Genomic DNA, 26,982 nt, shown 5'->3' with positions numbered 1-26,982 from the left:
GGGTGACACATCGCGCCTTATGTCGAATTTGTCTGATTAGCGCGTATGGTCGGGCCATGCCTACGCCATACGGAACCCGCGGCGGCATGGTGTTCGGCTCGGAGGAGCTGTGTGTGCTCCGCCGCGCCCTCGCCCTCGCCGTTCGACCCCGTCCCGTCCGCGCCGAGGACCTTCGGGACTGTCTCCGGCTCGCCGAGTCGCTCGACGAGGCGATGCGCGAGGGCGCCCGGCTTCGCGCGTTCCTGCTGGTCGACCTCGCCCGCTATCGCGACGCCCTTCCCGGCGCGGCCGTCGGCTACCTCACGGCCCTCGCCGAGGCCGTGGCCTCGGGCCACCGGCCCACGCGGGCCGACCTGTCGGCCCTGCGCACCCTGCGGGACCGCCCGGCGGCAGCCGCCCTGCTCGACCGCTACGAGCCGGCACAGGCAGACGCACCCGCCGCACCCACCGTGCCCGCCTCCCGCAGCCCGCTGCGCGGGCTCCAGGCGCTCCCCGGCGGCCTGCCGGGCGCCCGGTGCGCGGAGGGCGGCGACCCGGGCCAGAAGCCCGCGAAGAAGCCCGCGCCGAAACCCGGCGCACGCCCGGCCCCCGCCCAGCCGGGCCGCGGACCCGCTCCCGAGACCCCGCGGCCGGCCCGCCGCCCGATCCCCACGCCCGGCGAGGTCTTCCCGCGGCGCAAGCCCTCCCCGTCCCCGGACGGCGCCCGGCAGCGACTCGCCGTGTAGTGGTCCGGGCCACCCCGCCCCTGTTTGTCCCGCCGCCCTGGCTACTCTGGAGTCATGGACTACGTCTCCGCACTCGTCCCGCCGGTCGTGATGGCCGTGTTCTTCGTCGCTCTCGTCAGGGTGATCGTGAAGACCCAGGGCGGGGCTGCCAAGGCCAAGGAGGACGCGGCCGTCGACGCCGCCCTCGCACGGGCGCAGAGCGGCCCCAAGACCTCCGGTGGCCCCGCGTCCACCGACGCCTGACCGGTCGTACGACTCGTACCGACAGCGCGGCACGGCCCCAGCCGTGCCGCGCTGTCGTGCGCCCGTTTTGTACGTGTCTGCACTATTGTGCTGAGAGTGCCTCGCCCATTGGGAGAACTCGAAGACGCGGTCATGACGCGGGTGTGGAAGTGGAACCGCCCGGTGACCGTTCGGGAAGTCCTGGAAGACCTTCAGCGGGAACGGTCCATCGCGTACACCACGGTGATGACCGTCTTGGACAATCTCCATCACAAGGGCTGGGTGCGCCGCGAAGCCGAGGGCCGGGCCTATCGATATGAGGCGGTCTCCACTCGCGCCGCCTACGCCGCCGCGCTGATGAACGACGCCTGGTCCCAGAGCGACAACGCCGCCGCCGCTCTCGTAGCCTTCTTCGGGATGATGAGCGACGAACAGCGGCAGGCTCTGCGCGATGCCGTTCGCATCGTGGAAGGAACCGCCGGGGGCATCACCGCGCCACCCCCGGAAGGCGCCCCCGAAGTCCCGGATACCGCGGAAGCCTCCGAAACCCTCGGCGAGAACCCCGGCTCGGCACAGGACGGCCGCGGGCGATAGCGTCCGCTCATGTCCGCTGAGCGCCCCGAAGTCACCGCAAAAGCCATCACCGTCCGGCGGGCCCGGACCAGCGATGTCCCGGCCGTGCGCCGACTGCTGGACACCTACGTGCGCGAGCGCATCCTGCTCGACAAAGCGACCGTGACGCTTTACGAGGACATCCAGGAGTTCTGGGTCGCCGAACGGGACGACAACGCGGAGGTCGTCGGCTGCGGCGCACTGCACGTGATGTGGGAAGACCTCGCCGAAGTGCGCACTCTCGCGGTCAAGCCCGGCCTGAAGGGCGCCGGCGTGGGCCACCGGGTGCTGGAGAAGTTGCTGCAGACCGCGCGGTGGCTCGGTGTTCGCCGGGTTTTCTGCCTGACCTTCGAAGTCGACTTCTTCGGCAAGCACGGCTTCGTCGAGATCGGTGAGACGCCTGTCGACACCGATGTCTACGCCGAGCTGCTGCGTTCCTATGACGAGGGTGTCGCGGAGTTCCTGGGTCTCGAACGAGTGAAACCGAACACCTTGGGCAACAGCCGGATGCTTCTGCATCTGTGATCGTCATCGTCATTGCCCGCGTTCCCTATGTCCGAAACGCGCATGTTTCCGGTCGGGGTGGACGGTCGGCCTCTCCCCAGGGGTTTGTGTTTTTCCCGCAAAAGCGGTTTGCTTTCCGACGTACTGCAGTACTGCATATAACAAGGGACGGCGAAACGGCGGACGCCGACCACCCCGGCCCTCACGTTATCGATGAAAGGAAATCCGGTGGCACAGAAGGTTCAGGTCCTTCTTGTCGACGACCTCGACGGCGGCGAGGCGGACGAGACCGTGACGTTCGCGCTGGACGGCAAGACGTACGAGATCGATCTCACCACCGCCAATGCGGACAAGCTCCGTGGCCTTCTCGAGCCGTACGTCAAGAGTGGCCGTCGTACCGGTGGCCGCGCTTCCGGCGGCCGAGGAAAGGCGTCGCGCGCTTCTTCCGGCGGCAGCCAGGACACCGCGCAGATCCGCGCGTGGGCGAAAGAGAACGGTTACGAGGTCAACGACCGCGGCCGTGTCCCCGCGTCCATCCGCGAGGCCTACGAGAAGGCCAACGGCTGACGCTCACCGGGCCGAAGGCCCTGGGGGAAGGCGGGCGGCCGCGCACACGCGCGCCGCAGCCGGATTCGGTGGCAGTGCGCCGCCGCCGTGTCCACGATTCGTACGAGATCGGGGGTGTCCGCGGGGCACCCCAGCGCCGACAGCGTCGGCAGCGAGGCCTCGACCTCGCACCCCGGCTCGGGGGGCCGCAGCCACACGGCGGCCCCCTGTGAACCGCGCGCGCCTTCCGTGACCCCGCGCGCCCCGTCGCGCTCCGTGCGGGGCGGCAGCGGCGCCTCCGTCAGCGCGCCCGCGCCCAGCGCGACCAGGTCCAGGTCCAGCGCGCCCCACTCCAGCCACTCCAGCAGCCCCGGCAGCTCGTCCGCGCTGCCCGCGGCCACCAGCAGCCGCATCCGGTCGGCCTGGACGGCCACCGGGGATCCGGGCCCCAGATGGCGCAGCGCCGCCCGTCCCGCCTCCAGCGGCACGTCCAGCACGTCGAAGCGGCGGCCCACGACAAGTCGTACCGGTGTGCCGGGCACCGTCGCCCAGCCCAGTTCGTTCTCGTACCAGTGCCGCCCGCCGTCGTCCGGGACGCCCGGGACGTCCGCGTCCCTGGGGCCGAGGGGCAGACGGGGGAGCGGGACGGGAAGAGGAAGCGTGGGAAGGCTGCCGGCCATGTCTGGTGCAACAGCCCCGGGGGCCAAGTGGTTACGCATAGTGTGTTCGTGCGTGCGCGCTGTGTCGAACAGGGGGGCGTGCGGAAGCGGGAGGGAGCGCGAAGTTGTTCGCCCATAGCGGAGGGAACGGGGGCGCGCGGCATGGAGTGTCAGTCGGCCCGGGTAAGACATCCCTAGTGGGAGGGGGCGACACGCAGACCGTGCCCGGGCAAAGGAGTCTCACGTTCGCCATCGGCGTACTGGCGACTGGGGTAACTGCCTGGCCTGCGGGAACATCGTCTCGCACCATCGGGTTGGAGCAGATGTCGGCGTTCGGGGTCAGGAGGCCATCGACGGTGTCGGCAGTTGGAATGAGCGGTCCCCGCTTGCGGGACTAAGCTGCGGAAGGACAGGGAGGGGAAGTTCCCCCCACTGCCTGACCGCTCTGAGGAGCGATTAACGATGTTCGAGAGGTTCACCGACCGCGCGCGGCGGGTTGTCGTCCTGGCTCAGGAAGAAGCCCGGATGCTCAACCACAACTACATCGGCACCGAGCACATCCTCCTGGGCCTGATCCACGAGGGTGAGGGTGTCGCCGCCAAGGCCCTTGAGAGCCTCGGGATTTCGCTCGAGGCGGTCCGCCAGCAGGTGGAGGAGATCATCGGCCAGGGCCAGCAGGCGCCCTCGGGCCACATCCCCTTCACTCCCCGTGCCAAGAAGGTCCTGGAGCTGTCGCTCCGCGAGGCCCTTCAGCTGGGCCACAACTACATCGGCACGGAGCACATCCTGCTCGGCCTGATCCGTGAGGGCGAGGGCGTCGCCACCCAGGTCCTGGTCAAGCTGGGCGCTGATCTGAACCGGGTGCGGCAGCAGGTCATCCAGCTGCTCTCCGGTTACCAGGGCAAGGAGACCGCCACCGCCGGCGGCCCTGCCGAGGGCACCCCCTCGACGTCCCTGGTCCTCGACCAGTTCGGCCGGAACCTCACCCAGGCCGCTCGTGAGTCCAAGCTCGACCCGGTCATCGGGCGCGAGAAGGAGATCGAGCGGGTCATGCAGGTGCTCTCCCGCCGTACCAAGAACAACCCGGTGCTGATCGGTGAGCCCGGCGTCGGCAAGACCGCCGTCGTCGAGGGCCTCGCCCAGGCCATCGTCAAGGGCGAGGTGCCCGAGACCCTCAAGGACAAGCACCTCTACACCCTGGACCTCGGCGCCCTGGTCGCCGGCTCCCGCTACCGCGGTGACTTCGAGGAGCGCCTGAAGAAGGTGCTCAAGGAGATCCGCACCCGCGGCGACATCATCCTGTTCATCGACGAGCTGCACACGCTGGTCGGTGCGGGCGCCGCCGAGGGCGCCATCGACGCGGCGAGCATCCTCAAGCCGATGCTGGCCCGCGGTGAGCTCCAGACCATCGGTGCGACCACGCTGGACGAGTACCGCAAGCACCTGGAGAAGGACGCGGCCCTCGAGCGCCGCTTCCAGCCCATCCAGGTCGCCGAGCCGTCCCTGCCGCACACGATCGAGATCCTCAAGGGCCTGCGCGACCGGTACGAGGCGCACCACCGCGTCTCCATCACCGACGAGGCGCTGGTCCAGGCCGCCACCCTGGCCGACCGGTACATCTCGGACCGCTTCCTGCCGGACAAGGCGATCGACCTGATCGACGAGGCCGGCTCCCGGATGCGCATCCGCCGGATGACCGCGCCGCCGGACCTGCGCGAGTTCGACGAGAAGATCGCCGCCGTGCGCCGGGACAAGGAGTCCGCGATCGACTCGCAGGACTTCGAGAAGGCCGCCTCCCTGCGCGACAAGGAGAAGCAGCTCCTGGCCGCCAAGGCCAAGCGGGAGAAGGAGTGGAAGGCCGGCGACATGGACGTCGTCGCGGAGGTCGACGGCGAGCTGATCGCCGAGGTCCTCGCCACGGCCACCGGCATCCCGGTCTTCAAGCTGACCGAGGAGGAGTCCAGCCGCCTGCTCCGCATGGAGGAGGAGCTGCACAAGCGGGTCATCGGCCAGGACGACGCCGTCAAGGCGCTGTCCAAGGCGATCCGCCGCACCCGCGCGGGTCTGAAGGACCCCAAGCGTCCCGGTGGCTCGTTCATCTTCGCCGGCCCGTCCGGCGTCGGTAAGACCGAGCTGTCCAAGGCGCTCGCGGAGTTCCTCTTCGGCGACGAGGACGCGCTGATCTCCCTCGACATGTCGGAGTTCAGCGAGAAGCACACGGTCTCCCGCCTCTTCGGTTCGCCCCCCGGCTACGTGGGCTACGAGGAGGGCGGTCAGCTGACGGAGAAGGTGCGCCGCAAGCCGTTCTCGGTCGTCCTGTTCGACGAGGTCGAGAAGGCCCACCCGGACATCTTCAACTCGCTGCTGCAGATCCTGGAGGACGGTCGCCTGACCGACTCCCAGGGCCGGGTCGTGGACTTCAAGAACACCGTCATCATCATGACGACCAACCTCGGCACCCGGGACATCTCCAAGGGTTTCAACCTGGGCTTCGCGGCCACGGGTGACACGAAGACCAACTACGAGCGCATGAAGAACAAGGTGTCGGACGAGCTCAAGCAGCACTTCCGCCCCGAGTTCCTCAACCGCGTCGACGACGTGGTGGTCTTCCCGCAGCTCACGCAGGCGGACATCCTGCGGATCGTCGACCTGATGATCGGCAAGGTGGACGAGCGCCTGAAGGACCGGGACATGGGCATCGAGCTCTCCCAGTCCTCCAAGGAACTGCTGGCCAAGAAGGGCTACGACCCGGTCCTGGGCGCCCGGCCGCTGCGCCGGACGATCCAGCGCGAGATCGAGGACTCGCTCTCCGAGAAGATCCTCTTCGGCGAGCTGCGTCCCGGTCACATCGTGGTCGTGGACACCGAGGGCGAGGGCGACACCCAGACCTTCACCTTCCGCGGTGAGGAGAAGTCGGCCCTGCCCGACGTCCCGCCGATCGAGCAGGCGGCCGGCGGAGCCGGTCCGAACCTGAGCAAGGACGCGTAAGGCGCCGAGCGAAGGGGGCTGCCCCGGGACCCAGGTCCCGGGGCAGCCCCCTTCGTGCTGTCCGGAGGGTTGAGGGCCCTCAGGAGAGCTGACCGTTGTAGTCGGGCAGCTTGAAGGTCTTCTCCGCGTGGCCGCCCGAGAGGTCGGTGGCGCTGTTGCCGATGTTCGCGATGATCGTGTAGCCCTTGGCCTCGATGGCGGCGCGCTTGGCGGTCTTGTAGTCGGCGACGTTCCTGAACAGGTCGAAAAGCCCGCGGACGTAGAGACCGTCCACGTGGTAGCCGTCGTGCTTCAGGTTGTACTCCGTCGGCTCCTCGATGATGCCGGGGCGGGCCGTGACGAAGAACAGCGCGACGCCGTGGTCCTGGGCGTACTGGGCGACGCGCAGCACGGGCTTGTTGGCGGGCTGCGGGTAGCTGAAGCCGAAGTCGGTCTCCAGGGTCGTGTTGTCGATGTCGAACACGATGGCCCGCTTCTCGCCCGCCCCGCCGTCGGCGATCCGCTGCTGGAGATAGGGCAGGGCCTGGTCCATCACGGCCTGGCAGTCCTTCTGCCAGGTGCCGTAGTCGACCTTCCCGGACGCCGTCGCGGCCGCGTCCGTCGTGGTGGCCGCCGTGTCCGTGGACGCGGCCTGCGCGCCCACCGGCACGGTCAGTGCCGTGGCGGCGAGCGTGGCGACGGCGGTCAGGCCGATGCGGCGCGTCCAGGTGCCTGTGGTCATGGGTGGGGGGTTCCTCTCGCGTTCGTGACGCTGCGGATTTGTTGTGAGCATGCTGGACGGGCGGGGTGACGGGAAGGGGGCCGGATGGTTACTTGTCGGTAACTGTGCTGAGACGCGGGCCACATGAGGTCCGTCACATGCACAAGGGCCGCCACCCCGCTTCCCGGTGACATGGCGCACAGGCGTTTCGTCCCCTACTACGCCGATTAGTGCCGGACAGGGGTAGAAAAAGCGGACATATGACCCGGGAGAATGAGCCCTCATGGGGTCTCTACAGGGGATTTGTCCTAAATGAGCGGTACGTCAAGAGACGTAGAACACTGTCCAGTGGTACGGCTTTGCGTAGTAGTGGGGGTGTTTGAGCGGCGCCGTCCGGCGGGGTTACCAAGGTGGGGCCCCGCCCGGTGAAGGCAGAAACGTCCGGGTGGTTCTCATGTCCCCCACCCCCAGAGGTTTCGATGTTCCAGCGCGCCACGTCCCGTTCCGCCCGTACGACCAAGCTCCGTACCCGCGCCGCCGTCCTGGCCGCCGGCCTGGGGGTCTCGGTCGCCATGGGTGCGGGAGTAGCGTCCGCCGCCGAGACCGCGGCGGCTCCCACCGCCGCCGTCGCCAAGTCGGCGGCCGCCTGGGTTGACCCGGTGCAGCACTACACCCTGACCGCCAGCTTCGACCAGGGCGGCAGCCACTGGATGCACAAGCACAGCGGCCAGGACTTCGCCGTTCCGGTGGGCACCGAGGTCGTCGCGGCCCACGGCGGCACCGTCGTCAAGGCCGGTCCCAACGGCGGCGGTGACGGCCCGGCGTACGGCAACGCCATCGTGATCAAGCACGGCGACGGCACGTACTCGCAGTACGCGCACCTCTCCCGGATCGACGTGAAGGTCGGCCAGGTCGTCGCCACCGGTCAGCACATAGCCCTGTCCGGCAACACCGGCAACACCACCGGCCCGCACCTGCACTTCGAGATCCGCACCACCCCGAACTACGGCTCCGCCGTGAACCCGGTCGCCTTCCTGCACGCCCACGGCGTGAAGGTCTGAGCGAGGCCTGACGCCCCGCGGCCACCCCGCGACGCAGGCGACGGACCGCCGCCCCGCTGACGAACCAGCGGGGCGGCGGTCCGTCGTCGTAGGGCGGCACGGCCGGCCGGGCGGCAGGGCGGTGGGGCGGTGGGGCCGCCTCGGGCGCCAGGAGCGCCTCGGGCGCCAGGAGCGCCTCGGGCGGCGGGGCCGCCTCGGGCGCCAGGAGCGCCTCGGGCGGCGGGAGCGCCTCAGGCGGTACGGCTGCCCTGGTGGGCCTGGGTCACCAGGTCGATGGCGACCTCGAGGACGGCCTTGCGCTTGTCCTCGGGGTCGCCCTCGAGGTCGCGCATCACGAACATCCCGGCGTGCAGCGTGAACAGGGCGCTGATGCAGCGGACCTGGTCGGTCAGGCTCGCGTCCGGGTCGATGATGATGTCCCGCAGACCGGCCATGCGGTCCTTGAAGGCGTCCCCGATGCGCAGCTCGCGCACCGTCGCCTGGTTCTCCTGCATGAAGCGGAACAGGGGCGCCGCGCCGGCGAGAGCCTGGCCGTAGCGGCGGACGATCTCCTGCTTGGTCTCAAGCGTGTGCGGCTGACGGCGGCCCCACTCGATCAGTTCCTCGATCGGCTGCGTCAGGTCCTCGAAGAGGCTGACGATGATCTCTTCCTTGGTCTTGAAGTGGTAGTAGAGCGCCGCTTTCGTGACGTCCAGCCGCTCGGCGATCTCCCGCAGGGAGGTCTTCTCGTAGCCCTGCTCGGCGAAGAGTTCGAGCGCGACGTCCTGGATGCGCTGGCGGGTGTTTCCGCGGCGCTGCTGCTTGGTGCCGTCCATGGTGCCGCCCATCCTCGTACTCCTCGCGCTCGGAGAAAACTTACCTGCCGACAGGCCAGTGGAAACTTACTTGACGCCCGGCTAGTAAACGCTCTACCTTCCAGAGTGTAGTCAACTTGCCGGTCGGCAAGTAAGTAGGAAAGCAGTTGGGGGAGTGGGAGCGATGGCGGACACAGAGACGACCGGGACGGACCCAGTGCCGGCCGGCAAACAACCGAGGAGCGTGCGGGTCGTCCTGCTCGCTCTCATGATCGCGATGATGCTCGCGATGCTCGACAACATGATCGTGGGCACCGCGATGCCGACCATCGTCGGTGAACTCGGCGGCCTCCAGCACCTGTCCTGGGTGGTGACCGCGTACACCCTCGCGACCGCCGCGGCCACCCCGCTGTGGGGCAAGCTCGGCGACATGTACGGGCGCAAGGGCGCCTTCATGACCTCGATCGTGATCTTCCTGGCCGGCTCCGCGCTGAGCGGCATGGCGCAGAACATGGGCGAGCTGATCGGCTTCCGCGCCGTCCAGGGCCTCGGGGCCGGCGGTCTGATGGTCGGCGTGATGGCCATCATCGGCGACCTGATCCCGCCCCGGGAGCGCGGCAAGTACCAGGGCATGATCGCCGGCGTCATGGCGCTCGCGATGATCGGCGGCCCGCTGGTCGGCGGCACCATCACCGACAACTGGGGCTGGCGCTGGGCCTTCTACATCAACCTGCCGCTCGGCGTGGTGGCTCTCGCCGCGATCAGCGCCGTACTGCACCTGCCGAAGAAGCGGGCGCAGGCGCGGGTCGACTACCTGGGCGCGGCGCTGCTCACCCTCGGCATCAGCGCCATCGTGCTCGTCACCACCTGGGGCGGCTCGGAGTACGCCTGGACGTCCGCGCGGATCATGGAGCTGATCGCGATCGGCGTGGCCGCGCTGGTCGGGTTCCTGTTCTGGCAGACCAAGGCCGCCGAGCCGGTCGTGCCGCTGCACATCTTCCGCAGCCGCAACTTCAGCCTGATGTCGCTGATCGGCTTCATCACCGGCTTCGTGATGTTCGGCGCGGTGCTCTTCCTGCCGCTGTACCAGCAGTCGGTGCAGGGCGCCTCGGCGACCAACTCCGGCCTGCTGCTCCTGCCGATGCTCGGCGCGATGATGGTCGTCTCGCTGGTCGCGGGCCGGGTCACCACCAACAGCGGCCGCTACAAGATCTTCCCGATCGTCGGCGGCGTACTGATGATCGCCGGGTTGTACCTGCTGTCCCTGATGGACACCGGCACCACCCGTCTCACCTCCGGCCTCTACATGGCGGTGCTCGGCGCGGGCATGGGCTGCCTGATGCAGATCACCATGCTGGTCGCGCAGAACAGCGTGGAGATGAAGGACATGGGCGTGGCCTCCTCGACCACCACCCTGTCCCGCACGCTCGGCTCGTCCTTCGGCGTGGCGATCATGGGCGCGCTGTTCAACAACCGTGTCTCGCACGTCATGGCGGAGCGGGCCGGCTCGGTCGGCTCCAAGATCACCGAGAAGTCCGCGCAGCTGGACGCCAAGAGCCTGCAGAAGCTGCCGGCGGTGGCGCGCGAGGCCTACCAGCACGCGGTGTCCGCCGGTACCCACTCGGCGTTCCTGCTGGGCTCGGTGGTCGCGGTGGTCGCGCTGGTCGCGGCCCTCTTCGTCAAGGAGGTGCCGCTCAAGGGCACCGGCCCGTCCGCCGCCAAGCCCACCGACGGCGACGGCGCGAGCGAGGCCGTAGCCCACGCGGAAGTGGCGGAGGCCGTCTGACGCCAGGCCTCCGCACGGTCGGTGCCAGCCTGGCCGACCTAGGGGCCGACCCGCCCGCTGGCCGATCACCGGCGGCCGAGCTGCTGAAGACCCCCGGAGTGTCTCCGCTCCGGGGGTCTTCGCTGTGCGGGGGGCTGTCAGAGCCCCGTGTCACCATCGGGGCATGGACAAGATGCGGCAGTTGCGGCTGGCGAAGGACGCCATGGACCGGGACTGGGCGGATCCGGGGCTGGACCTGGAAACGGTGGCGGCGCACGCCGGATACTCGCGCTACCACTTCATCCGCGCCTTCAGCGAGGCCTACGGCGAGACACCCGGCCAGTACCTGACCCACCGCCGCATCGAGCGCGCCGAGGAGATGCTGCGCACCGCGAACCTGTCGGTGACCGAGATCTGCCACCTGGTCGGCTTCAGCAGCGTGGGCACGTTCTCGGCCCGGTTCAAGGCCCGCACCGGCCTCACCCCGAGGGAGTACCGCACGCGGCACGTCGGCCGAGGCGCCGCGCTCATACCCGGGTGCTACGCCATGCTCTGGGCCGGCGGTTTCCGCCCCGGCGCCGAGCCGCCGCCACAGCGCAATTCCGGAGAAGCGCGCTGATCCCCGCCCTGCCTACGGTGGCAGCGCAACGACACCCAGGGCCCGTCCGCACGGGCCCGCGCACCCCCGGGAGACGCCGTGATCAAGGGGCTCGCCATCACCACCGTCTGGGTCCTCGACCAGGACCGGGCCAAGGAGTTCTACACCGACAAGCTCGGCCTGGAGGTCCGCACCGACATGACCATGGGGGAGGGCGGGATGCGCTGGCTCACGGTCGGCGCCCCCGGCCAGCCCGACGTGGAGCTGACGCTCATGGTGCCGGGGCCGCCCGCCATGGACCCGGAGTCGGCCGAGATGATGAGGAAGCTCGTCGCCAAGGGCGCGCTCGGCGCCGGCGTGCTGGCCACCGACGACATCCACGGTGACTACAAGCGGCTCAAGGACCGCGGTGTGGAGTTCCTCCAGGAGCCGCAGGAGCGGCCCTACGGCACCGAGGCCCTCTTCCGCGACGACTCCGGCAACTGGTTCTCCTTCACCCAGCGGCGTGAGGGCGGTCTGGACACGGACAAGGACTGGGCGAGCTGACCCCGCCGCAGGCTCACTGTCCCGGCAGCGTCGGATAGCTGCCGGTGTTCGTCGGCGCGTGCTCCGGCAGCCAGAGGACGGCCACCGCGCCCTCGGCCGGGATGTTGTCCGGGGCGCCCGCCGGGCGCACGTTGCGGAAGGTCAGGCGGGCGCCCAGCACCCGCGCCTGACCGGCCGCGATGGTCAGGCCCAGCCCGTGGCCGTGCCCGGCGCGGTCCGCGCTGCCGGTGCGGAACCGGCTGGGCCCCTCGGCGAGGAGGTTGGCGGGGAAGCCCGGGCCGTGGTCGCGCACCCGGATGACCCGCCCCTCGACGGTCACCTCGATCGGCGGCTTGCCGTGCCGGGCGGCGTTGGCGAGCAGGTTGAACAGCACCCGCTCGAGGCGCCGGGGGTCGGTGGTGACCATGGACTCGTGCACCACCCGCACCTCGACGTCCGGGTCCTTGGCCGCCACCCGCCGCGCGACGAACTCGCCGAGCATCACGTCCTGGAGCTCGGCCCGCTCCGAGGCGCCGTCCAGCCGCGCCACCTCCAGCACGTCCTCCACGAGCGTGCGCATGGCCTTCGCCCGGTCCAGGACCAGCTCCGTGGGGCGGCCGGGCGGCAGCAGCTCGGCGGCCGTGAGCAGGCCGGTCACCGGGGTGCGCAGCTCGTGCGCGATGTCCGCGGTCACCCGCCGCTCCGCCTCCAGGCGCTGCTGGAGCGCGTCCGCCATCGCGTCGACCGCGCGCGCCAGGTCGTCGGTCTCGTCGCGTACGACGCCCCCGATGGCCTCCCGCACCCGTACGTCGGTCTCGCCCTTGGCGACCTGGTTCGCGGCGGCCGCGGCCTTGCGCAGCCGGCGCGAGAGCTGACCCCCTATGAGCACGCCCAGCGCGCTGCCGCCGAGGACGACCGCGATGGAACCGATCACCAGCGCCTGGTCGAGGTCGTTCAGGATGTTGATGCTGCGGTCGGTGAAGTGGGTGTGGATGGACAGCACATGTCCGTCCTTGAGCGGTACGGCCGCCCAGATGTCGGGGCTGCCGTGGTGGTCGGTGACGAAGGTGGCCCGCCGTCCCTCGCCCACCTTCTCCCGCAGCGCGTGCGGCAGCATCGGGTCGTCGATCTTGGCGTCGGCGAAGTTGGGCCGCCGGCCGGGACGCTCGTAGATGCTCTGGGCGAGCACGAGCCGCTGGTCGGCGAAGTCCCGCGAGTTGTCCAGCATCGACACCCGGGCGGCGTTGTGCACCACCAGGCTCAGCGCGACCGCCACCAGCGCGCCGACCAGTGCGATGGCCGCGCTGAGCTTCCATCTGAGCCCCGTGCGGATGTCCGCGTGTTCCAGGCGCCCCGTGAGCAGGCGCCGCGTGTTCCCCCGCATCGTCCGCCCGCCTAGGCCTTCAGCTTGTAACCGAAGCCGCGGACCGTCTCGATGCGGTCCTGGCCGATCTTGGTGCGCAGCCGCTGCACATGGACGTCGACGACGCGGGTGTCACCGCCCCAGCCGTAGTCCCACACCCGCTCCAGGAGCTTGTCGCGGGAGAGCACCGTGCCCGGCGCGGAGGAGAACTCCAGCAGCAGCCGCATCTCGGTGGGGGTGAGCGCGACCGGCTGCCCGGCCCGGCGCACCTCCATGCCCTCGGTGTCGACCTCCAGGTCGCCGAAGGTCAGCACCCCGCCGTCCACGTCCGCGGCGTCCGGCTCGGAGCGGTCGCCGCCGGCGTGCCCGAAGCGGCGCAGCACCGCGCGGATCCGGGCGACCAGCACCGCGCCGTCGAACGGCTTGGTCACGTAGTCGTCGGCGCCCGCCTCGAGACCGAGGACGACGTCGATGGAGTCGGCGCGCGCGGACAGCATGATCACGGGCACGGTCGACTCGTCACGGATGCGCCGGCACAGGCTGACTCCGTCGAGGCCGGGGACCATGACGTCCAGCAGCGCGATGTCGGGCCGCCTGGCCCGGAACGCCTCCAGGCCCGACAGGCCGTCGGGCATGGCCGTGACCGCGAAACCGTCCCGCTCCAGGGCGAGCTGTGTGGCCTCGCGGATGACGTCGTCGTCCTCGACGAACAGGACGTGGGTCTGCTCTGCCATCCCGGTGCTCTCAGTCCTCGTGTCGCTTCTTCGTGGTCCGGTTGCCGTGACGCGCCGTGCCGCGCCCCGTGGCGCGTCCCGGTGGCACGCGGCGACCGGTGGACGCCCGGCCGCGCGGCGCGCTCACTGTGTGGACGCCGCGGCGGCCGATCGCGTTCACTTCCGACCGGTTCACCAAAGGATCGGACCGGTAGGCCCGATCGGTTCACGCCACGGCAATTCTCTCTCGCGGCCGGCCGTGGTCAGTTGTCCGGGACCGGCGAGGGGCCGCCGCCGACGGCCTTGCTGTACTCGTTGCGCGTGCTGTACTCCTTGGTGAACCGCGTGCCGGACCAGTGGTACGTGATCACGTCCTCGCCGGACGGATTCGACACCGGGTCGCCCTTCTCGTAGACCTGCTTGGTCACCACGAGGTCGCCGCGGTCGATCTCCGCGTAGACGGGGGGCTCCTCGTTGCGGAACACGTTCTGGTAGCCGCCCGCCTGCGCCTGGTACACATAGGCGCCCACGCCCACCGCGTCGCCGCAGGTCAGCACGTTGACCACTATGTCGTCGACCGGGCCGCCGGTGAGGTGGCCGTAGGAGACGTCGACGGGGTACTCGTCGGCGGCGCAGGGCTTGAGGCCACGCTTGACCGAGGCCGAGACCTTCGGGTCGTCCTTGACCAGCCGCACCGCGTCCACCCGCTCCGGGGTGTCCGAGGGGCTGGGGGAGGCCGTCGTCGCGGCGCCCGCCACCGAGCTCGCGTGGGCCGGCCCCTCGTCACGGGCGCCGGTGCCGCCGGTCCCGCAGGCGGACACCAAAAGGGCGAGGGCGGCGAGCACGGCCACCGCCGTGATCGCCGCCTGGAAGGTGTCCTGGGCCCGGATGGGCCCGGGGCCGGTCAGGCCGCGCAACGCTCCCGCTCCTCACGCTCCAGCGCGCGTGCGTCCAGATCGCGGGCCTCCAGCTCCTCGCGGAGCCGGGCGAGCGCCCGGTGCAGCGTGCTCTTGACCGTGCCCGCGGACATGCCGAGGGCCGCGGCCGTCTCCTCCGTGGACATCTGCTCCCAGTGTCGCAGGACGACGACGCTTCGCTGCTTGGGGGCGAGAACCTTCATGATGTCCATGAGAAGCGCCCGGTCGGCGTGCTGCTCGGTGGAGTCCTCGACCGAGGCGTCCGGGAGCTGCTCGGTGGGCACCTCCTCCAGCTTGCGCGCACGCCACCACTCGGTGCGCGTGTTGATCATGACGCGGCGCAGATAGGCGTCCGCGAGCCGCTTGTCGGCAATGCCCTCCCAGCGGCCGTACGTCCGTACCAGCGCCGTCTGGAGCAGGTCCTGGGCGTCGACCGGGTCCGGCACCAGCCGGCGCGCGCTGCGCAGCAGCGCGTCCTGCCGGGTGCGCACGTACTCTTCGAACTCGAGCACCTCGCCCTGCGCCATGTTCAACCGCCTCCGATCCCCGTTTGCCGACCCGGCTTCCGCCGGTACTCAAGCTTTGGTCGCGGGCGGGCTGTGGTCGGCAGCCGCCCGGTGCCTGTCGGGCACGCAAATGAAGGTACGGAGGGGTTGTCACGGCGTTGTCCGAGGCAGCCTTCGGCTAGCCCTCGGCTGTGCGTCGGTTGTGTAACGGAAGTAGGTTCGGGGTAAGGGGGCTCTCCGATTGGTCCGTTTTTGTGGTGATTTGGGTCACAGGAAGACGCGTGCGTCCGTGACACAGGCGCCCGTGACGCGACTTGAAGCTGTGTCCCCTCTGTGAAGTGAGGCCGTGTCAGGTGAGCGGCAGCCGGTACAGCCCGCCCGGCAGTGGCTCCACCAGACCGTCCGCGACCAAACCGTCCAGGGCCCGGGCCCGCTGGACCGGCTCGTGCCACACCCGGTCGAGCAGCGCCTGCGGCACCGGCGTGTGGGCATCCCGCAGCACCGCCAGCAGCTTGCCGCGCACCTGCCGGTCCGTACCGGCGTACGTCTGTCCGCGGCGCGGCGGCCCCTCGTGCTCCGGCTTGCCCGCGAGCCGCCAGGCGCAGTGCGCGGCGATCGGGCAGCGCGCGCACGACTCGTTCTTGGCCGTGCACACCAGCGCGCCGAGCTCCATGGAGGCGGCGGCCCAGCGGGCCGCGGTCCGGTCGTCCTCGGGCAGCAGGGTGCGGGCGAGCCGGCGTTCGGCGGCCGTGGTGGCGTTGGGCGGGTAGCGCACTCCGGTGACCGCGCGGGCGAGGACCCGGCGCACATTGGTGTCGAGGACGGCGTGCCGCTGGCCGTAGGCGAAGGAGGCGACCGCGGCGGCGGTGTACTCGCCGATGCCCGGCAGGGCGAGCAGTTGGGCGTGCTCGGCCGGTACGTCCCCGCCGTGCCGTTCCGTTATGGCGACCGCGGCGCCGTGCAGGCGCAGGGCGCGGCGGGGGTAGCCGAGCCGGCCCCAGGCGCGGACCGCCTCGCCCGGCGCCTCCTTGGCGAGGTCGGCGGGGCGGGGCCAGCGGCTGAGCCACTGCTCGTAGACCGGCAGTACCCGGCTGACGGGGGTCTGCTGCAGCATGAACTCGCTGACCATCACCCCCCAGGCGCCCGCTTCGGGACGCCGCCAGGGCAGGTCGCGGGCGTTGTCGTCGAACCAGCCGATGACCTGGGTGTGCAGGGTCTCGCCGAGCGGGCCGGGGGCCGGGGCCGTGGTGGTGGGGTCGCTGTGTGGGGGCAGTGTGGGCGCAGTCATGGCACCTCCGATCCTGCCACGCGGGGGTCGGCCGCCGTGGGAGGCCGGGGGGTACGGCGCGGGCGGCCCAACGGGCAAGAGGGTGACGCAGCGTGACCGCGCGGTCGCGGCAGGCGTAAAAGGGGTCGCCCGTACGGAGGTTGCCGGAATGATGATCCGGAAAAGTTGTGCTCGTCGCGGCGGGTGGGGCGGGGGAAGCGGGGGATCTCTCGTACAGTTTGGGCCGTGGGATCTCTGCGCAAACCCGTCGGGCCGCTACCCCCCTCCATCTACTGGCGCCGGAGGGTCGTACTGCTGTCCGTGGTCGCCCTGTTGACGCTGCTGATCGCCTGGATCCTCACCTCCGGCGGCGGGGGTCACCACGACAACGGCGGCGGTTCCGACGGCAAGAATCCCACCCCCTCCACGATCACCCCGGGACCCTCCCAGTCCGGCCCCGCGATCAGTCAACACCCCGGCGGGCGCGACGAGTCCAGCGGCGGCGACGGGTCCGGCACGGGGTCGGGCTCCGGGTCCGGTGACGGTTCGGGGTCCGGCTCGGGCGGCTCCGCCGGTACGGGCGGGGACGGTTCGGGCTCGGGCTCCGGCTCCGGAGGCGGGATCGTGGTCACGGGCGACGGGGCCAAGGGCGGCGGCGGTACGGTCGCGACCCTGCCCGCCGACACCACGCTGCCCAACTGCACCTCCGGAGCGGTCAAGTTGACGCTGCGCAGCGTGCGCAACTCCTACTCGCCCGGCCAGTCGCCGGAGTTCGAGGTGACCGCGAAGAACACCTCCGGCAGTGACTGCAAGATCGACCTCGGCCCGAAGTCCGCGGTGGTGACGGTCACCCAGGCCGGCAGCAGCGACGACTACTGGTCGTCGGCCGACTGCCCGAAGGGCGCCGGGAGCCTGCTGTACCGGGTGCCGGCGGGCAGCGGCATCACCTACACCCTGCGGTGGGACCGCAGGCCCAGCGCCCCGCAGTGCGCGACGCCTCCGGCCGGATCGGCGGGAGCAGGCACGTATCTGGTGCAGGCACAGGTGCCGGGATACGGGAAGTTGCAGACGTCGTTCGTGCTGTCGGCGGACTGACGGCCTGAAGCGGTCGGTACGGGCCGGCCCGCGCCGGAGGCGTTCGGGCGGGCGGCGCTCGTCAGGCGCAGCCCGTGCCGGGGCGCGCGGGCGGGCGTCGCTCGGCGGACGCAGCCCGTGCCGGGGGCGGGCCGGCGGCGCTCGTCAGACGTAGCGCTCCAGGATCGACGACTCGGCCAGCCGCGACAGTCCCTCGCGCACGCTGCGCGCCCGCGCCTCGCCGACGCCGTCCACCGTCTGGAGGTCGTCCACACTGGCGGCCAGCAGCTTCTGGAGCCCGCCGAAGTGATCGACCAGGCGGTCGATGATGGCGCCGGGCAGCCGCGGCACCTTGGCGAGCAGCCGGAAACCGCGCGGCGAGACCGCCGAGTCGAGGGTCTCGGGCGAGCCGGTGTAGCCCAGGGCGCGGGCCACCGTGGACATCTCCAGCAGCTCGGCGTGGCTGAGCGCGTCCAGCTCGGCGAGGGCCTCGTCGACGGTGCGCGAGCGCTTGGCGGTGGGCTCGGGCACGTAGTCCCGCACGACCAGTTCGCGCTCGGGCTCGACACCCGCGATCAACTCGTCCAGCTGGAGGGCGAGAAGACGGCCGTCGGTGCCCAGCTCCACCACGTACTCGGCGATTTCGGTGGCGATGCGGCGGACCATCTCCAGGCGTTGCGCGACCGCCGAGACGTCCCTGACCGTCACCAGGTCCTCGATCTCCAGCGCCGACAGGGTGCCCGCGACCTCGTCCAGGCGCAGCTTGTAGCGCTCGAGGGTGGCCAGGGCCTGGTTGGCGCGGGAGAGGATCGCCGCGGAGTCCTCCAGGACCCGGCGCTGGCCGTCGACGTAGAGCGCGATGAGCCGCATGGACTGCGAGACGGAGACCACCGGGAAGCCGACCTGCTTGCTGACGCGGTCCGCGGTGCGGTGCCGGGTGCCGGTCTCCTCGGTCGGGATCGTCGGGTCCGGGACCAGCTGCACGCCCGCCCGCAGGATCTTCGACAGGTCCGAGGAGAGCACGATGCCGCCGTCCAGCTTGCACAGCTCGCGCAGCCGGGTCGCGGTGAACTCGACGTCCAGCACGAACCCGCCCGTGCACATCGCCTCGACGGTCTTGTCGGAGCCGAGCACGATGAGCCCACCGGTGTTGCCGCGGAGCACCCGCTCGAGTCCGTCCCGCAGGCCCGTGCCGGGAGCCACGGCGCTCAGTGAGGCGCGCATCAGGCCATCGGCACCGGAACTCCCGCCGGACTTTCCGGGAGCTGCCGCCCGGTCGTTGGCTGCCACTGCACTCCTCCGGTCGCAGGTTCTTCCGGCCTCCCGTTTCGCACACTCGGTTCGTACGGACGGGCGAGACCAGGGCAAAGTCTACCGGCGGTCCTCCTGCTCCCGCGGGGCCTCTCGGCGACGGCCGCGCGGCAGCACCCGCAGCGCGTCCCCTATGTCGGCCACTTCCAGAACCTTCATGCCCGGCGGGACCTTGCCCGGATCGCCCGGGACGAGCGCGTGCGTGAAGCCCAGGCGGTGCGCCTCGGAGAGCCTGCGCTGCACGCCCGTGACCCGTCTGACCTCGCCCGCGAGGCCCACCTCGCCGATCGCGACGAGGTTCTTGGGCAGCGGGGTGTCGCTCGCGGCCGACGCCAGCGCGAGGGCGACGGCGAGGTCGGCGGCCGGCTCGGACAGCTTCACGCCGCCGACCGTCGCCGAGTAGATGTCCCGCTTGCCGAGCGCGCTGATCCGGCCGCGCTGCTCCAGCACGGCCAGCATCATCGACACGCGGGAGGTCTCCAGGCCCGACGTGGTGCGCCGGGGGGAGGGGATCTGGGAGTCGACCGTGAGCGCCTGCACCTCCGCGACGAGCGGGCGGCGGCCCTCCAGGGTGACGGTCAGGCAGGTGCCGGGCACCGGCTCGTCGCGCCGGGTCAGGAACAGGCCGCTGGGGTCGGCCAGGCCCGTGATGCCCTCGTCGTGCAGCTCGAAGCAGCCGACCTCGTCCGTCGCGCCGTAGCGGTTCTTGACGCCGCGGACCAGGCGCAGGCGCGCGTGCCGGTCGCCCTCGAAGTGGAGCACGACGTCCACCAGGTGCTCCAGCAGGCGCGGGCCGGCGATCGCGCCGTCCTTGGTGACATGGCCCACCAGCAGGGTGGACATCCCGCGCTCCTTGGAGGCGCGGATCAGCGCGCCCGCCACCTCGCGCACCTGCGCCATGCCGCCGGGGGCGCCGTCGATCTCCGGCGAGGCCACCGTCTGCACCGAGTCGAGGATCAGCAGGGAGGGCTTGACCGCGTCCAAGTGGCCGAGGACGGCGGCCAGATCGGTCTCGGCGGCCAGATACAGGTGGTCGTCGATGGCGCCGATGCGGTCGGCGCGCAGCCGCACCTGGCTCGCGGACTCCTCGCCTGTCACGTACAGCGTGCGGTGCTCGTCGCTCGCCGCCTTGGCGGCCACGTCCAGCAGCAGCGTGGACTTGCCGACGCCGGGCTCGCCGGCGAGCAGCACGACCGCGCCGGGGACGAGTCCGCCGCCGAGCACGCGGTCCAGCTCGGCGACGCCGGTGGAGCGGGCGGTCGCCTGGCGGCCGTCGACCTGGCCGATGGGCACGGCGGAGCTGGTGACGCGGCCCGGCGTCGTCGTACGGACTGCGGGCGCGCCGTACTCCTCGACCGTGCCCCAGGCCTGGCACTCGGGGCAGCGGCCGAGCCACTTGGCCGTCTGCCAGCCGCACTCCGTGCAGCGGTAGGACGGGCGGTCCCTGGTGGTCTTCGTACGCGTGGCCATGGACGAAACCGTAGCCGCCGCCACTGACAACGCGGGCCCCGGCCGTGCGGCGCGGCCCGTGTGCCTGCCCGTCCCCGTATGAGGGATCGTTTCACCCGTACGAATTAAATGTGGTGAGGGGGCGGGAGCGGGCGATCCCGGGCCGCCTACGGTCGCACGGGTGATGAGCAGCAGTCCGGAGACCTCGATCCGCATGACCGGCGCACACCGGGCGCACCGCGAGGCGCGCGACCGCGCTGCCGCGCGCACCTTGGCGCAGCGCCCGCCCGCGCGCTACGAGCCGTACCTCGACGGCCTGTTCACCTACTGCCTGTCGGTGCTGTGCGACCACGACTCGGCCACCGCCGCCCTCGGGGACGCGCTGGCGTTCGCCGAGCGGCGCGGGCAGCGGGTTCCCGTGGCCGCGGGGGAGCGGCGGGCCTGGCTGTACGCGCTGGCCCGCTGGGCGTGCCTGCGCAGGCTGGCCGAGTCCAGACACAGACGCCAGGGCACGCACGCCTCCGGCCGCGGAGGCGGCGGGCGTGAGCGGGCGGTGCCGCCCGCCGGCTCCCAGGCCGACGGGGACGCGCAGCAGGAGCGGCAGCGCGAACTGGCCCTGCTGGCCTGGCCGGAGGCCGCCGGCACCAGCCCCGAGCAGCGCGAGGCGCTCGAACTCGCCGTACGCCACCACCTCGCCGCCCACGAGGTCGCCGCCGTCCTCGGCCTGGGCCTTGCCGCCACCCGCGAACTCCTCGCCTCCGCCGCCTGCGAGGTGGAGCGCACCCGCGCGGCGCTCGCGGTCGTGGAGAGCGGCGCCTGCCCGAGTGTGGCGCGGCTCACCGGGGACGGCGGGCTCGTGCTCAGCACGGCGCTGCGGCGCGAGCTGGTCCGGCACGTCGACGACTGCCCGCGCTGCCGCCGCGGCGCAGAGCGCGCGATGCCCGGCCGGTGGCCCGGCGCCACGGTCACGCCCGCCGAGCTGCCCGTCCTGCCGGCGCCCCGGGCCGCCCTGCACGTCGCCATGGTCCACCATCCACCCGCGCGGGGCGCCGTCCCGCGCTTCGACCGGCGCGGCTACCCCATGGACCCCAAGGACCGCGCGGCCCGCAGGGACCGGCTGCGCGCGCGTGCCGTCACGACGACCGTCGTCGCCACCGTCGTCGCCGCGCCCGTGCTCGCCCTGTGGGCGGCCTACCGGGGCGCCCCGACCGGCGAGGGGCAGGGCGGCGGCCCCACCGCCACCGCGCACGAGGCGCGCGACCCGGCGGTGCTGGGCGGCGAGGAGGCGGGCGGCGGCTACGAGAACGCGGGCAACGCCCGTACCGGCCCGGACGTCTCCGTGGAGGTCGTCAGCGTCGCGGGCGCCGGGCACAAGAGCGGGGACCTGACGGTGACCGCGGCGAACTCCGGCGACACCACCCTGATCACCCTGACCGCGTCCGGCTCCGGGCCCGTCCACTGGTCGGCCTCCACCGGGGCGTCCTGGCTCTCTCCGAGCCGCTCCTCGGGAACACTCGCGCCGGGCGAGTCGGTGACGGTCAAGGTGTACGTCGACCCGCTGCGCGAGCCGTCCGGCCACTGGACCGCGCGCGTGGCGATCGCCCCGGCCGGGGCCGTGGTGACCATCGACGGCCACGGCACGGCGCCGAGCCCGTCCCGCCCACCGGGCCGGCCGTCCCCCAGCGACCCGCCGGCCACACAGGGCCCCACGCCCACCGCGCCCCCGACCGGCTCCCCGGGCTCACCGACCCCGCAGCCCTCGGCACCCCCGACGACCTCGTCGCCAAGCGCCCCGCCGCCCTCGGGACCGCCGCCGTCCGGTCCGCCCCCGTCGGCCCCGGAGAGCTCCGCATCCCCGCAGCCCGGCACACCGGCACCGTCGAACAGCTAGACCGCCACCGGTCAGTCGGACAGCTGGGCCGCCACCGGAACCGTCGGAGAGCTGGGCCGCCACCGGAACCGTCGGACAGCTGGGCCGCCACCGGTCAGACGGCGTCCGCCGGCCCACCGGGGCTCGCGGGCCCGGCGGGGTCCGCGGGCCGGGCGGGGTCCGCGGGCCGGGCGGGGTCCGCCGGGTGCGGTGCCACCAGGGGCAGCTGGGAGGCCAGACGTTGCTCGCACAGCTCGACCAGGCGGTCGTAGCCCGCCTTGCCCATCAGCTCGGTCAGTTCCGCGCGGTAGGAGACGTACACCGGGTCGCCCGCGCCGTGGGCCGAGGTGGCCGAGGTGCACCACCAGTGCAGGTCGTGGCCGCCCGGGCCCCAGCCCCGGCGGTCGTACTCACCGATCGACACCTGGAGCACGCGCGTGTCGTCGGGGCGGTCGATCCACTCGAAGGTCCGCCGCACCGGCAGCTGCCAGCACACGTCCGGCTTGGTCTCCAGCGGCTCGCGGCCCTCGCGCAGCGCCAGGATGTGCAGCGAGCAGCCCATGCCCCCGGAGAAACCGGGCCGGTTCTGGAAGATGCACGAGCCCTGGAAGGGGCGGGTCTGCCGGGAGCCCTCCTCGTCCTCGGACACCCAGCCGTTGCGCGTGCCCTCGGCGTGGTTCTGCCAGACGTCCGGCGTGAGCCTCGCCACGTACCCGGCGACCCGCTTCTCGTCGTCCTCGTCGGAGAAGTGCGCGCCCAGCGTGCAGCACCCGTCGTCCGCGCGGCCCGCCTGGATGCCCTGGCAGCCGCTTCCGAAGATGCAGTTCCAGCGGGAGGTCAGCCATGTCAGATCACAGCGGAAGACCTGTTCGTCGTCCGCCGGATCCGGGAACTCCACCCACGCGCGCGCGAAGTCGAGTCCCTTCTCGTCGGACCGCACGTCCTGCTTCCCCCGCTGTTCCGGCTTCCTTGGTTTCCCCGCCTTCTCCGGCTTTCCCTGCTTCCCCGCCTTCGCCGGGTCCGCAGCCGACGATTTATCGGTCTTCGCCTTTTTCGTCTTTGGCACCCGTCCAGGGTAAGTCGCCCGGCGTCCCGCGCGGGACCCTCCCGGCGCGGACGTCAAGGGCACCGGTCCGGGCATCGGGGGCTGAGGGCGGCCCAGGTGGCAGTAGCGTTCCGTACATGAGACTCGGTGTCCTCGACGTGGGTTCGAACACGGTCCACCTGCTGGTGGTCGACGCCCACCCCGGCGCGCGCCCGCTGCCCGCGCACTCGCACAAGGCGGAACTGCGCCTGGCCCAACTCCTCGACGCGGACGGCGCGATCGGTCCCGACGGCGTGGACAGCCTGGTCTCGGTGATCAAGGACGCGATGCAGGCCGCCGAGGACAAGGGTGTCGAGGACCTGCTGCCGTTCGCCACCTCCGCCGTGCGGGAGGCGGGCAACGCCGACGACGTCCTCGCGCGCGTGCGCACCGAGACCGGGGTCGAGCTGCAGGTGCTCAGCGGCGAGGAGGAGGCCCGCCTGACCTTCCTCGCCGCCCGCCGCTGGTTCGGCTGGTCGGCGGGGAAACTGTTGGTCCTGGACATCGGCGGCGGCTCCCTGGAGATCGCGTACGGCATCGACGAGGACCCGGACGCGGCCGTGTCCCTGCCGCTCGGCGCGGGCCGGCTCACCGCGGGCCGGCTGCCCGGCGACCCGCCGGACCCGGAGGACGTCAGGGCGCTGCGCCGCCATGTGCGCACGGAGATCGCGCGGACCGTCGGCGAGTTCAGCCGCTTCGGCGCCCCCGACCACGTGGTGGGCACCTCCAAGACCTTCCGCCAGCTGGCCCGCATAGCCGGCGCGGCCCGCTCCGCGGAGGGGCTGTACGTCCAGCGCGAGCTCAAGCGCGAGTCCCTGGAGGGCTGGGTGCCGAGGCTGGCCGCCATGACGGCCGACGAGCGCTCCGAGCTGCCCGGCGTCTCCGACGGCCGCGCGGGCCAGCTGGTCGCGGGCGCCCTGGTCGCCGAGGGGGCGATGGACCTGTTCGGCGTGGAGCGCCTGGAGATCTGCCCCTGGGCCCTGCGCGAGGGCGTGATCCTGCGCCACCTCGACCACATGGACGGTTCCGCCCCCGGCCCCGCCCCCCGGCGCGAGCCGCTGAACGGACCGGCCGCCGAACATGGCGAAGACCACAACGGCCAATAGGCGGCCCGCACTCCCCGGACGCACCCCGTAACCTGTCCCCCATGGCAGAGCCAGTCGTGCGCATCCCGGATGCGAAGGTCGCCCTGTCGACGGCCTCTGTGTACCCGGAGTCGACGGCGACGGCCTTCGAGATCGCCGCGCGCCTCGGGTACGACGGTGTCGAGGTCATGGTCTGGACCGACCCGGTCAGCCAGGACATCGACGCGCTGCGCAGACTCAGCGACTACCACCAGATCCCGATCCTCGCCGTTCACGCCCCCTGCCTGCTGATCACCCAGCGGGTGTGGTCGACCGACCCCTGGGTCAAGCTCCAGCGCGCCAGGGCCGCCGCCGAGAAGCTCGGCGCGAGCACGGTCGTGGTCCACCCGCCCTTCCGCTGGCAGCGGCAGTACGCCCGCGACTTCGTCGCCGGCGTCTGGCGGATGGCGAACGAGACGGACGTGCGGTTCGCGGTGGAGAACATGTACCCCTGGCGCTACCGCGACCGCGAGATGCTCGCGTACGCCCCCGACTGGGACGTCACGAAGGACGACTACCGCCACTTCACGATCGATCTCAGCCACGCGGCGACCGCCCGCACCGACGCCCTGGAGATGGCCGACCGCATGGGCGACCGCCTCGGGCACGTGCACCTCGCGGACGGCAAGGGCTCCGCCAAGGACGAGCACCTGGTGCCCGGCCGCGGCGCACAGCCCTGCGGACAGCTGCTGGAACGTCTCGCCGGCTCCGGATTCGACGGCCACGTCGTCATCGAGGTCAACACCCGGCGCGCCATGTCCGGCGCCGAGCGCGAGGCCGACCTCGCCGAGGCCCTGGCCTTCACCCGGCTGCACCTGGCGTCCTCGGTGCGGGTGCCCCGGCGATGAGCGGCACCACCGTGCCCCGCCGCCGCGGCCGGCCCCGCCGCGAGGAGACCGCCGACACCCGCGACCACATCCTGACCGCGGCCCGCGAGGAGTTCTCCGAGCGCGGCTACGACCGGGCCTCCGTGCGCGGCATCGCCAAGGCGGCCGGCGTCGACCCGGCCCTCGTCCACCACTACTTCGGCACCAAGGAGCAGGTCTTCGCGGCGGCCATCGAGGTGGCCTTCGCGCCCGCGCTGGACGCCCCGGAGGCGCTCGCCGACGCCCCCCTGGACGCCGTGGGCGAACGCCTGGCCCGCTTCATCTTCGGCGTCTGGGAGAACCCGGCCACCCGCACACCCCTGCTGGCGATCGTCCGCTCGGCCCTGAACAACGACACCGCGGCCGCCGTCTTCCGCCGCTTGGTCGCCTCCCAGCTGCTGCGCCGCATCGCCGGCCGCTTCGACCGGCCGGACGCGGAACTGCGCGCCGAGCTCGCGGCCGCACAGCTGGTGGGCTGCGCGATCCTGCGGTACGTGATCAAGGTGGAGCCGCTGGCGTCGGCGGACGTCGAGCAGATCATCGCCAGGGTCGCCCCGGTGGTGCAGGGGCATCTGACGGGACCGTGAGGTGCGCCCCCCGAGGGCCACGCGCAAGGGCAAGCCCCGTTATCTTCTTCGCGGTCCTGCAAGAGGGCCGCTGGCCTCCGGGCCCGGCATGACTGTTGCCCCCTGTCGATGGGATGACCTGGGGGGTGGTGTCACCGGGTCCGAGGGGTGCCGTCACAGACGCTGATCAGAGGTCCGGCCACCGTCCGGCCGGGCGCAATGCCCGGCCGCTTGCGGGCGGCAGGTCTGCATAACGTGGATGCGCGAGAACGGCTCCCGACCTTGAGGCCGGCACGCGTCGACACATGTGGGGGCACGGTGATCAGCATCGACGGGGTGGGCGTCTTCCTGGGCCTGGACGTCGGCAAGCAGACGCATCACGGCCACGGTCTGACCCCGGCCGGGAAGACGGTCTTCGACAAGCCGCTGCCGAACAGCGAACCGAAGCTGCGGGCCGTTTTCGACAAGCTCACGGCCAAGTTCGGCACGGTTCTGGTGGTCGTGGACCAGCCCGCGTCCATCGGCGCCCTGCCCCTGACGGTGGCCCGGGACGCGGGCTGCCAGGTCGCCTACCTGCCCGGACTGGCGATGCGGCGGATCGCCGATCTCTACCCCGGCGAGGCCAAGACCGATGCCAAGGACGCGGCCGTCATCGCGGACGCCGCCCGCATCATGCCCCACACCCTGCGCACCCTCGACCTGACCGACGAGGTCACCGCCGAGCTGACCATGCTGGTCGGCTTCGACCAGGACCTCGCCGGCGAGGCCAACCGCACCTCCAACCGCATCCGCGGCCTGCTCACCCAGTTCCACCCCAGCCTCGAGCGCGTCCTGGGCCCGCGCCTGGACCACCAGGCGGTGACCTGGCTCCTCGAGCGTCACGGATCCCCGCAGGCCCTGCGCAAGGCAGGCCGCCGCAAGCTGGTCGAGGTTGTCCGGCCCAGAGCCCCGCGCATGGCCGAACGACTGGTCGACGACATCTTCACCGCACTCGACGAGCAGACGGTCATCGTTCCGGGCACCAACACCCTCGACGTGATCGTCCCGTCGCTGGCGAAGTCGCTGGCCGCCGTCCACGAACAACGCCGGGCCCTGGAAGCCCGGATCGAGGCACTGCTGGAGGCCCACCCTAATGGGCAGTGATGCGGGGCACCGCCAGGCCCACCCTGGCCC

25 protein-coding genes and 2 pseudogenes are annotated in these 26,982 nt (G+C 71.8%); 16 read left to right on the top strand and 11 right to left on the bottom strand.

What is annotated here, in order from left to right:
- The first annotated feature begins 56 nt into the window (after positions 1 to 56).
- The 5 genes from IE217_RS31865 (at position 57) to IE217_RS31845 (ending at position 2,630) form a co-directional block, all read left to right on the top strand.
- Complete coding sequence (locus tag IE217_RS31865) at positions 57 to 725, top strand: hypothetical protein (protein WP_229865761.1); 669 nt, start codon at positions 57 to 59, stop codon at positions 723 to 725.
- Between the two features lie 54 nt (positions 726 to 779).
- Entirely contained in the window at positions 780 to 968 is a 189-nt protein-coding gene (locus tag IE217_RS31860; RefSeq protein ID WP_190181440.1) for a hypothetical protein, read from the top strand.
- Positions 969 to 1,100: 132 nt separating this feature from the next.
- Complete coding sequence (locus IE217_RS31855; protein ID WP_229865775.1) at positions 1,101 to 1,541, top strand: BlaI/MecI/CopY family transcriptional regulator; 441 nt, start codon at positions 1,101 to 1,103, stop codon at positions 1,539 to 1,541.
- A 9-nt stretch (positions 1,542 to 1,550) separates the two neighbouring features.
- Positions 1,551 to 2,084 (top strand): amino-acid N-acetyltransferase, encoded by a 534-nt coding sequence (locus IE217_RS31850; RefSeq protein WP_190181438.1) that lies wholly within the window; start codon positions 1,551 to 1,553, stop codon positions 2,082 to 2,084.
- A gap of 207 nt (positions 2,085 to 2,291) precedes the next feature.
- Positions 2,292 to 2,630, top strand: coding sequence for a histone-like nucleoid-structuring protein Lsr2 (locus IE217_RS31845; RefSeq protein ID WP_190181437.1), 339 nt, complete (start codon positions 2,292 to 2,294; stop codon positions 2,628 to 2,630).
- Here the strand turns inward: IE217_RS31845 and IE217_RS31840 are convergent.
- On the bottom strand, positions 2,609 to 3,289 hold the full coding sequence (locus tag IE217_RS31840) for an SCO3374 family protein (RefSeq protein WP_190181436.1): 681 nt from the start codon (positions 3,287 to 3,289) through the stop codon (positions 2,609 to 2,611). The genes IE217_RS31845 and IE217_RS31840 overlap by 22 nt on opposite strands.
- Positions 3,290 to 3,730: 441 nt before the next feature.
- Between IE217_RS31840 and IE217_RS31835 the strand changes: the two genes are divergently transcribed.
- Positions 3,731 to 6,256, top strand: a complete 2,526-nt coding sequence (locus tag IE217_RS31835) for an ATP-dependent Clp protease ATP-binding subunit (protein WP_190181435.1) — start codon at positions 3,731 to 3,733, stop codon at positions 6,254 to 6,256.
- 79 nt (positions 6,257 to 6,335) lie between these two features.
- Here the strand turns inward: IE217_RS31835 and IE217_RS31830 are convergent, their stop codons facing one another.
- Positions 6,336 to 6,977: an HAD family acid phosphatase gene (locus tag IE217_RS31830; protein ID WP_190181434.1), complete on the bottom strand. Its 642-nt coding sequence runs from the start codon at positions 6,975 to 6,977 to the stop codon at positions 6,336 to 6,338.
- Positions 6,978 to 7,435: 458 nt separating this feature from the next.
- Here IE217_RS31830 and IE217_RS31825 point away from each other — a divergent pair, with 458 nt between their 5' ends.
- Complete coding sequence (locus IE217_RS31825) at positions 7,436 to 8,017, top strand: M23 family metallopeptidase (RefSeq protein ID WP_190181433.1); 582 nt, start codon at positions 7,436 to 7,438, stop codon at positions 8,015 to 8,017.
- Positions 8,018 to 8,247: 230 nt separating this feature from the next.
- Here IE217_RS31825 and IE217_RS31820 read toward each other — a convergent pair whose 3' ends face one another.
- On the bottom strand, positions 8,248 to 8,844 hold the full coding sequence (locus tag IE217_RS31820) for a TetR/AcrR family transcriptional regulator (RefSeq protein ID WP_190181432.1): 597 nt from the start codon (positions 8,842 to 8,844) through the stop codon (positions 8,248 to 8,250).
- A gap of 151 nt (positions 8,845 to 8,995) precedes the next feature.
- On the opposite strand from IE217_RS31820, the gene IE217_RS31815 reads away from it, so the two are divergent.
- The 3 genes from IE217_RS31815 to IE217_RS31805 all read left to right on the top strand — a co-directional run bounded on the left by IE217_RS31815 (position 8,996) and on the right by IE217_RS31805 (position 11,720).
- The gene (locus IE217_RS31815) at positions 8,996 to 10,597 is read left to right on the top strand and encodes an MDR family MFS transporter (RefSeq protein ID WP_190181431.1); all 1,602 of its coding nucleotides are present in this window, start codon (positions 8,996 to 8,998) and stop codon (positions 10,595 to 10,597) included.
- A 163-nt stretch (positions 10,598 to 10,760) separates the two neighbouring features.
- Positions 10,761 to 11,195, top strand: coding sequence for a helix-turn-helix transcriptional regulator (locus tag IE217_RS31810; RefSeq protein ID WP_229865759.1), 435 nt, complete (start codon positions 10,761 to 10,763; stop codon positions 11,193 to 11,195).
- 78 nt (positions 11,196 to 11,273) lie between these two features.
- Positions 11,274 to 11,720: a VOC family protein gene (locus tag IE217_RS31805; protein WP_190181430.1), complete on the top strand. Its 447-nt coding sequence runs from the start codon at positions 11,274 to 11,276 to the stop codon at positions 11,718 to 11,720.
- A gap of 13 nt (positions 11,721 to 11,733) precedes the next feature.
- Here the strand turns inward: IE217_RS31805 and cseC are convergent, their stop codons facing one another.
- The 5 genes from cseC to IE217_RS31780 all read right to left on the bottom strand — a co-directional run bounded on the left by cseC (position 11,734) and on the right by IE217_RS31780 (position 16,486).
- On the bottom strand, positions 11,734 to 13,083 hold the full coding sequence (cseC, locus tag IE217_RS31800) for a two-component system sensor histidine kinase CseC (RefSeq protein WP_190181429.1): 1,350 nt from the start codon (positions 13,081 to 13,083) through the stop codon (positions 11,734 to 11,736).
- 11 nt (positions 13,084 to 13,094) lie between these two features.
- Positions 13,095 to 13,796 carry a two-component system response regulator CseB gene (cseB, locus tag IE217_RS31795; protein ID WP_190181428.1) on the bottom strand — a complete coding sequence of 234 codons (702 nt, stop codon included), beginning with the start codon at positions 13,794 to 13,796 and terminating at the stop codon, positions 13,095 to 13,097.
- Between the two features lie 242 nt (positions 13,797 to 14,038).
- A complete protein-coding gene (locus IE217_RS31790) occupies positions 14,039 to 14,692 on the bottom strand; it encodes a hypothetical protein (RefSeq protein WP_190181427.1) in 654 nt (217 codons plus the stop codon).
- Positions 14,680 to 15,219, bottom strand: a complete 540-nt coding sequence (locus IE217_RS31785; RefSeq protein WP_030177423.1) for a SigE family RNA polymerase sigma factor — start codon at positions 15,217 to 15,219, stop codon at positions 14,680 to 14,682. The genes IE217_RS31790 and IE217_RS31785 overlap by 13 nt, the downstream gene beginning before the upstream one ends.
- Before the next feature lie 328 nt (positions 15,220 to 15,547).
- The gene (locus IE217_RS31780) at positions 15,548 to 16,486 is read right to left on the bottom strand and encodes an HhH-GPD family protein (RefSeq protein WP_190181426.1); all 939 of its coding nucleotides are present in this window, start codon (positions 16,484 to 16,486) and stop codon (positions 15,548 to 15,550) included.
- 225 nt (positions 16,487 to 16,711) lie between these two features.
- Here IE217_RS31780 and IE217_RS31775 point away from each other — a divergent pair, with 225 nt between their 5' ends.
- On the top strand, positions 16,712 to 17,560 hold the full coding sequence (locus tag IE217_RS31775; RefSeq protein WP_190181425.1) for a hypothetical protein: 849 nt from the start codon (positions 16,712 to 16,714) through the stop codon (positions 17,558 to 17,560).
- Between the two features lie 144 nt (positions 17,561 to 17,704).
- Here IE217_RS31775 and disA read toward each other — a convergent pair whose 3' ends face one another.
- Positions 17,705 to 18,829 carry a DNA integrity scanning diadenylate cyclase DisA gene (gene disA, locus IE217_RS31770; RefSeq protein WP_190181424.1) on the bottom strand — a complete coding sequence of 375 codons (1,125 nt, stop codon included), beginning with the start codon at positions 18,827 to 18,829 and terminating at the stop codon, positions 17,705 to 17,707.
- Between the two features lie 81 nt (positions 18,830 to 18,910).
- Positions 18,911 to 20,320: a DNA repair protein RadA gene (gene radA, locus IE217_RS31765; RefSeq protein WP_190181423.1), complete on the bottom strand. Its 1,410-nt coding sequence runs from the start codon at positions 20,318 to 20,320 to the stop codon at positions 18,911 to 18,913.
- A 160-nt stretch (positions 20,321 to 20,480) separates the two neighbouring features.
- Here radA and IE217_RS31760 point away from each other — a divergent pair, with 160 nt between their 5' ends.
- Positions 20,481 to 22,190: a BACON domain-containing protein gene (locus IE217_RS31760; RefSeq protein ID WP_190181422.1), complete on the top strand. Its 1,710-nt coding sequence runs from the start codon at positions 20,481 to 20,483 to the stop codon at positions 22,188 to 22,190.
- A 94-nt stretch (positions 22,191 to 22,284) separates the two neighbouring features.
- Here IE217_RS31760 and IE217_RS31755 read toward each other — a convergent pair whose 3' ends face one another.
- Positions 22,285 to 23,109, bottom strand: a complete 825-nt coding sequence (locus tag IE217_RS31755; protein WP_373298174.1) for a DUF3109 family protein — start codon at positions 23,107 to 23,109, stop codon at positions 22,285 to 22,287.
- 242 nt (positions 23,110 to 23,351) lie between these two features.
- Between IE217_RS31755 and IE217_RS31750 the strand changes: the two are divergent.
- From IE217_RS31750 to IE217_RS31735, 4 genes and pseudogenes are all read left to right on the top strand, one after another.
- A pseudogene (locus tag IE217_RS31750) lies at positions 23,352 to 24,272 on the top strand (Ppx/GppA family phosphatase); the annotation flags it as partial.
- Positions 24,273 to 24,400: 128 nt separating this feature from the next.
- Positions 24,401 to 25,225: a sugar phosphate isomerase/epimerase family protein gene (locus tag IE217_RS31745; RefSeq protein ID WP_190181420.1), complete on the top strand. Its 825-nt coding sequence runs from the start codon at positions 24,401 to 24,403 to the stop codon at positions 25,223 to 25,225.
- A complete protein-coding gene (locus IE217_RS31740) occupies positions 25,222 to 25,830 on the top strand; it encodes a TetR/AcrR family transcriptional regulator (RefSeq protein ID WP_190181419.1) in 609 nt (202 codons plus the stop codon). Before IE217_RS31745 ends, IE217_RS31740 begins: the two co-directional genes overlap by 4 nt.
- A gap of 297 nt (positions 25,831 to 26,127) precedes the next feature.
- Positions 26,128 to 26,940: pseudogene (locus IE217_RS31735) on the top strand (IS110 family transposase); the annotation flags it as partial.
- Positions 26,941 to 26,982 lie beyond the last annotated feature (42 nt).

Source organism: Streptomyces naganishii JCM 4654 (assembly GCF_014650575.1).
GTDB lineage: Bacteria > Actinomycetota > Actinomycetes > Streptomycetales > Streptomycetaceae > Streptomyces > Streptomyces naganishii.
The sequence above is the reverse complement of the archived record's forward strand: the minus strand, read 5'-3'. Positions and strand labels throughout refer to the sequence as shown.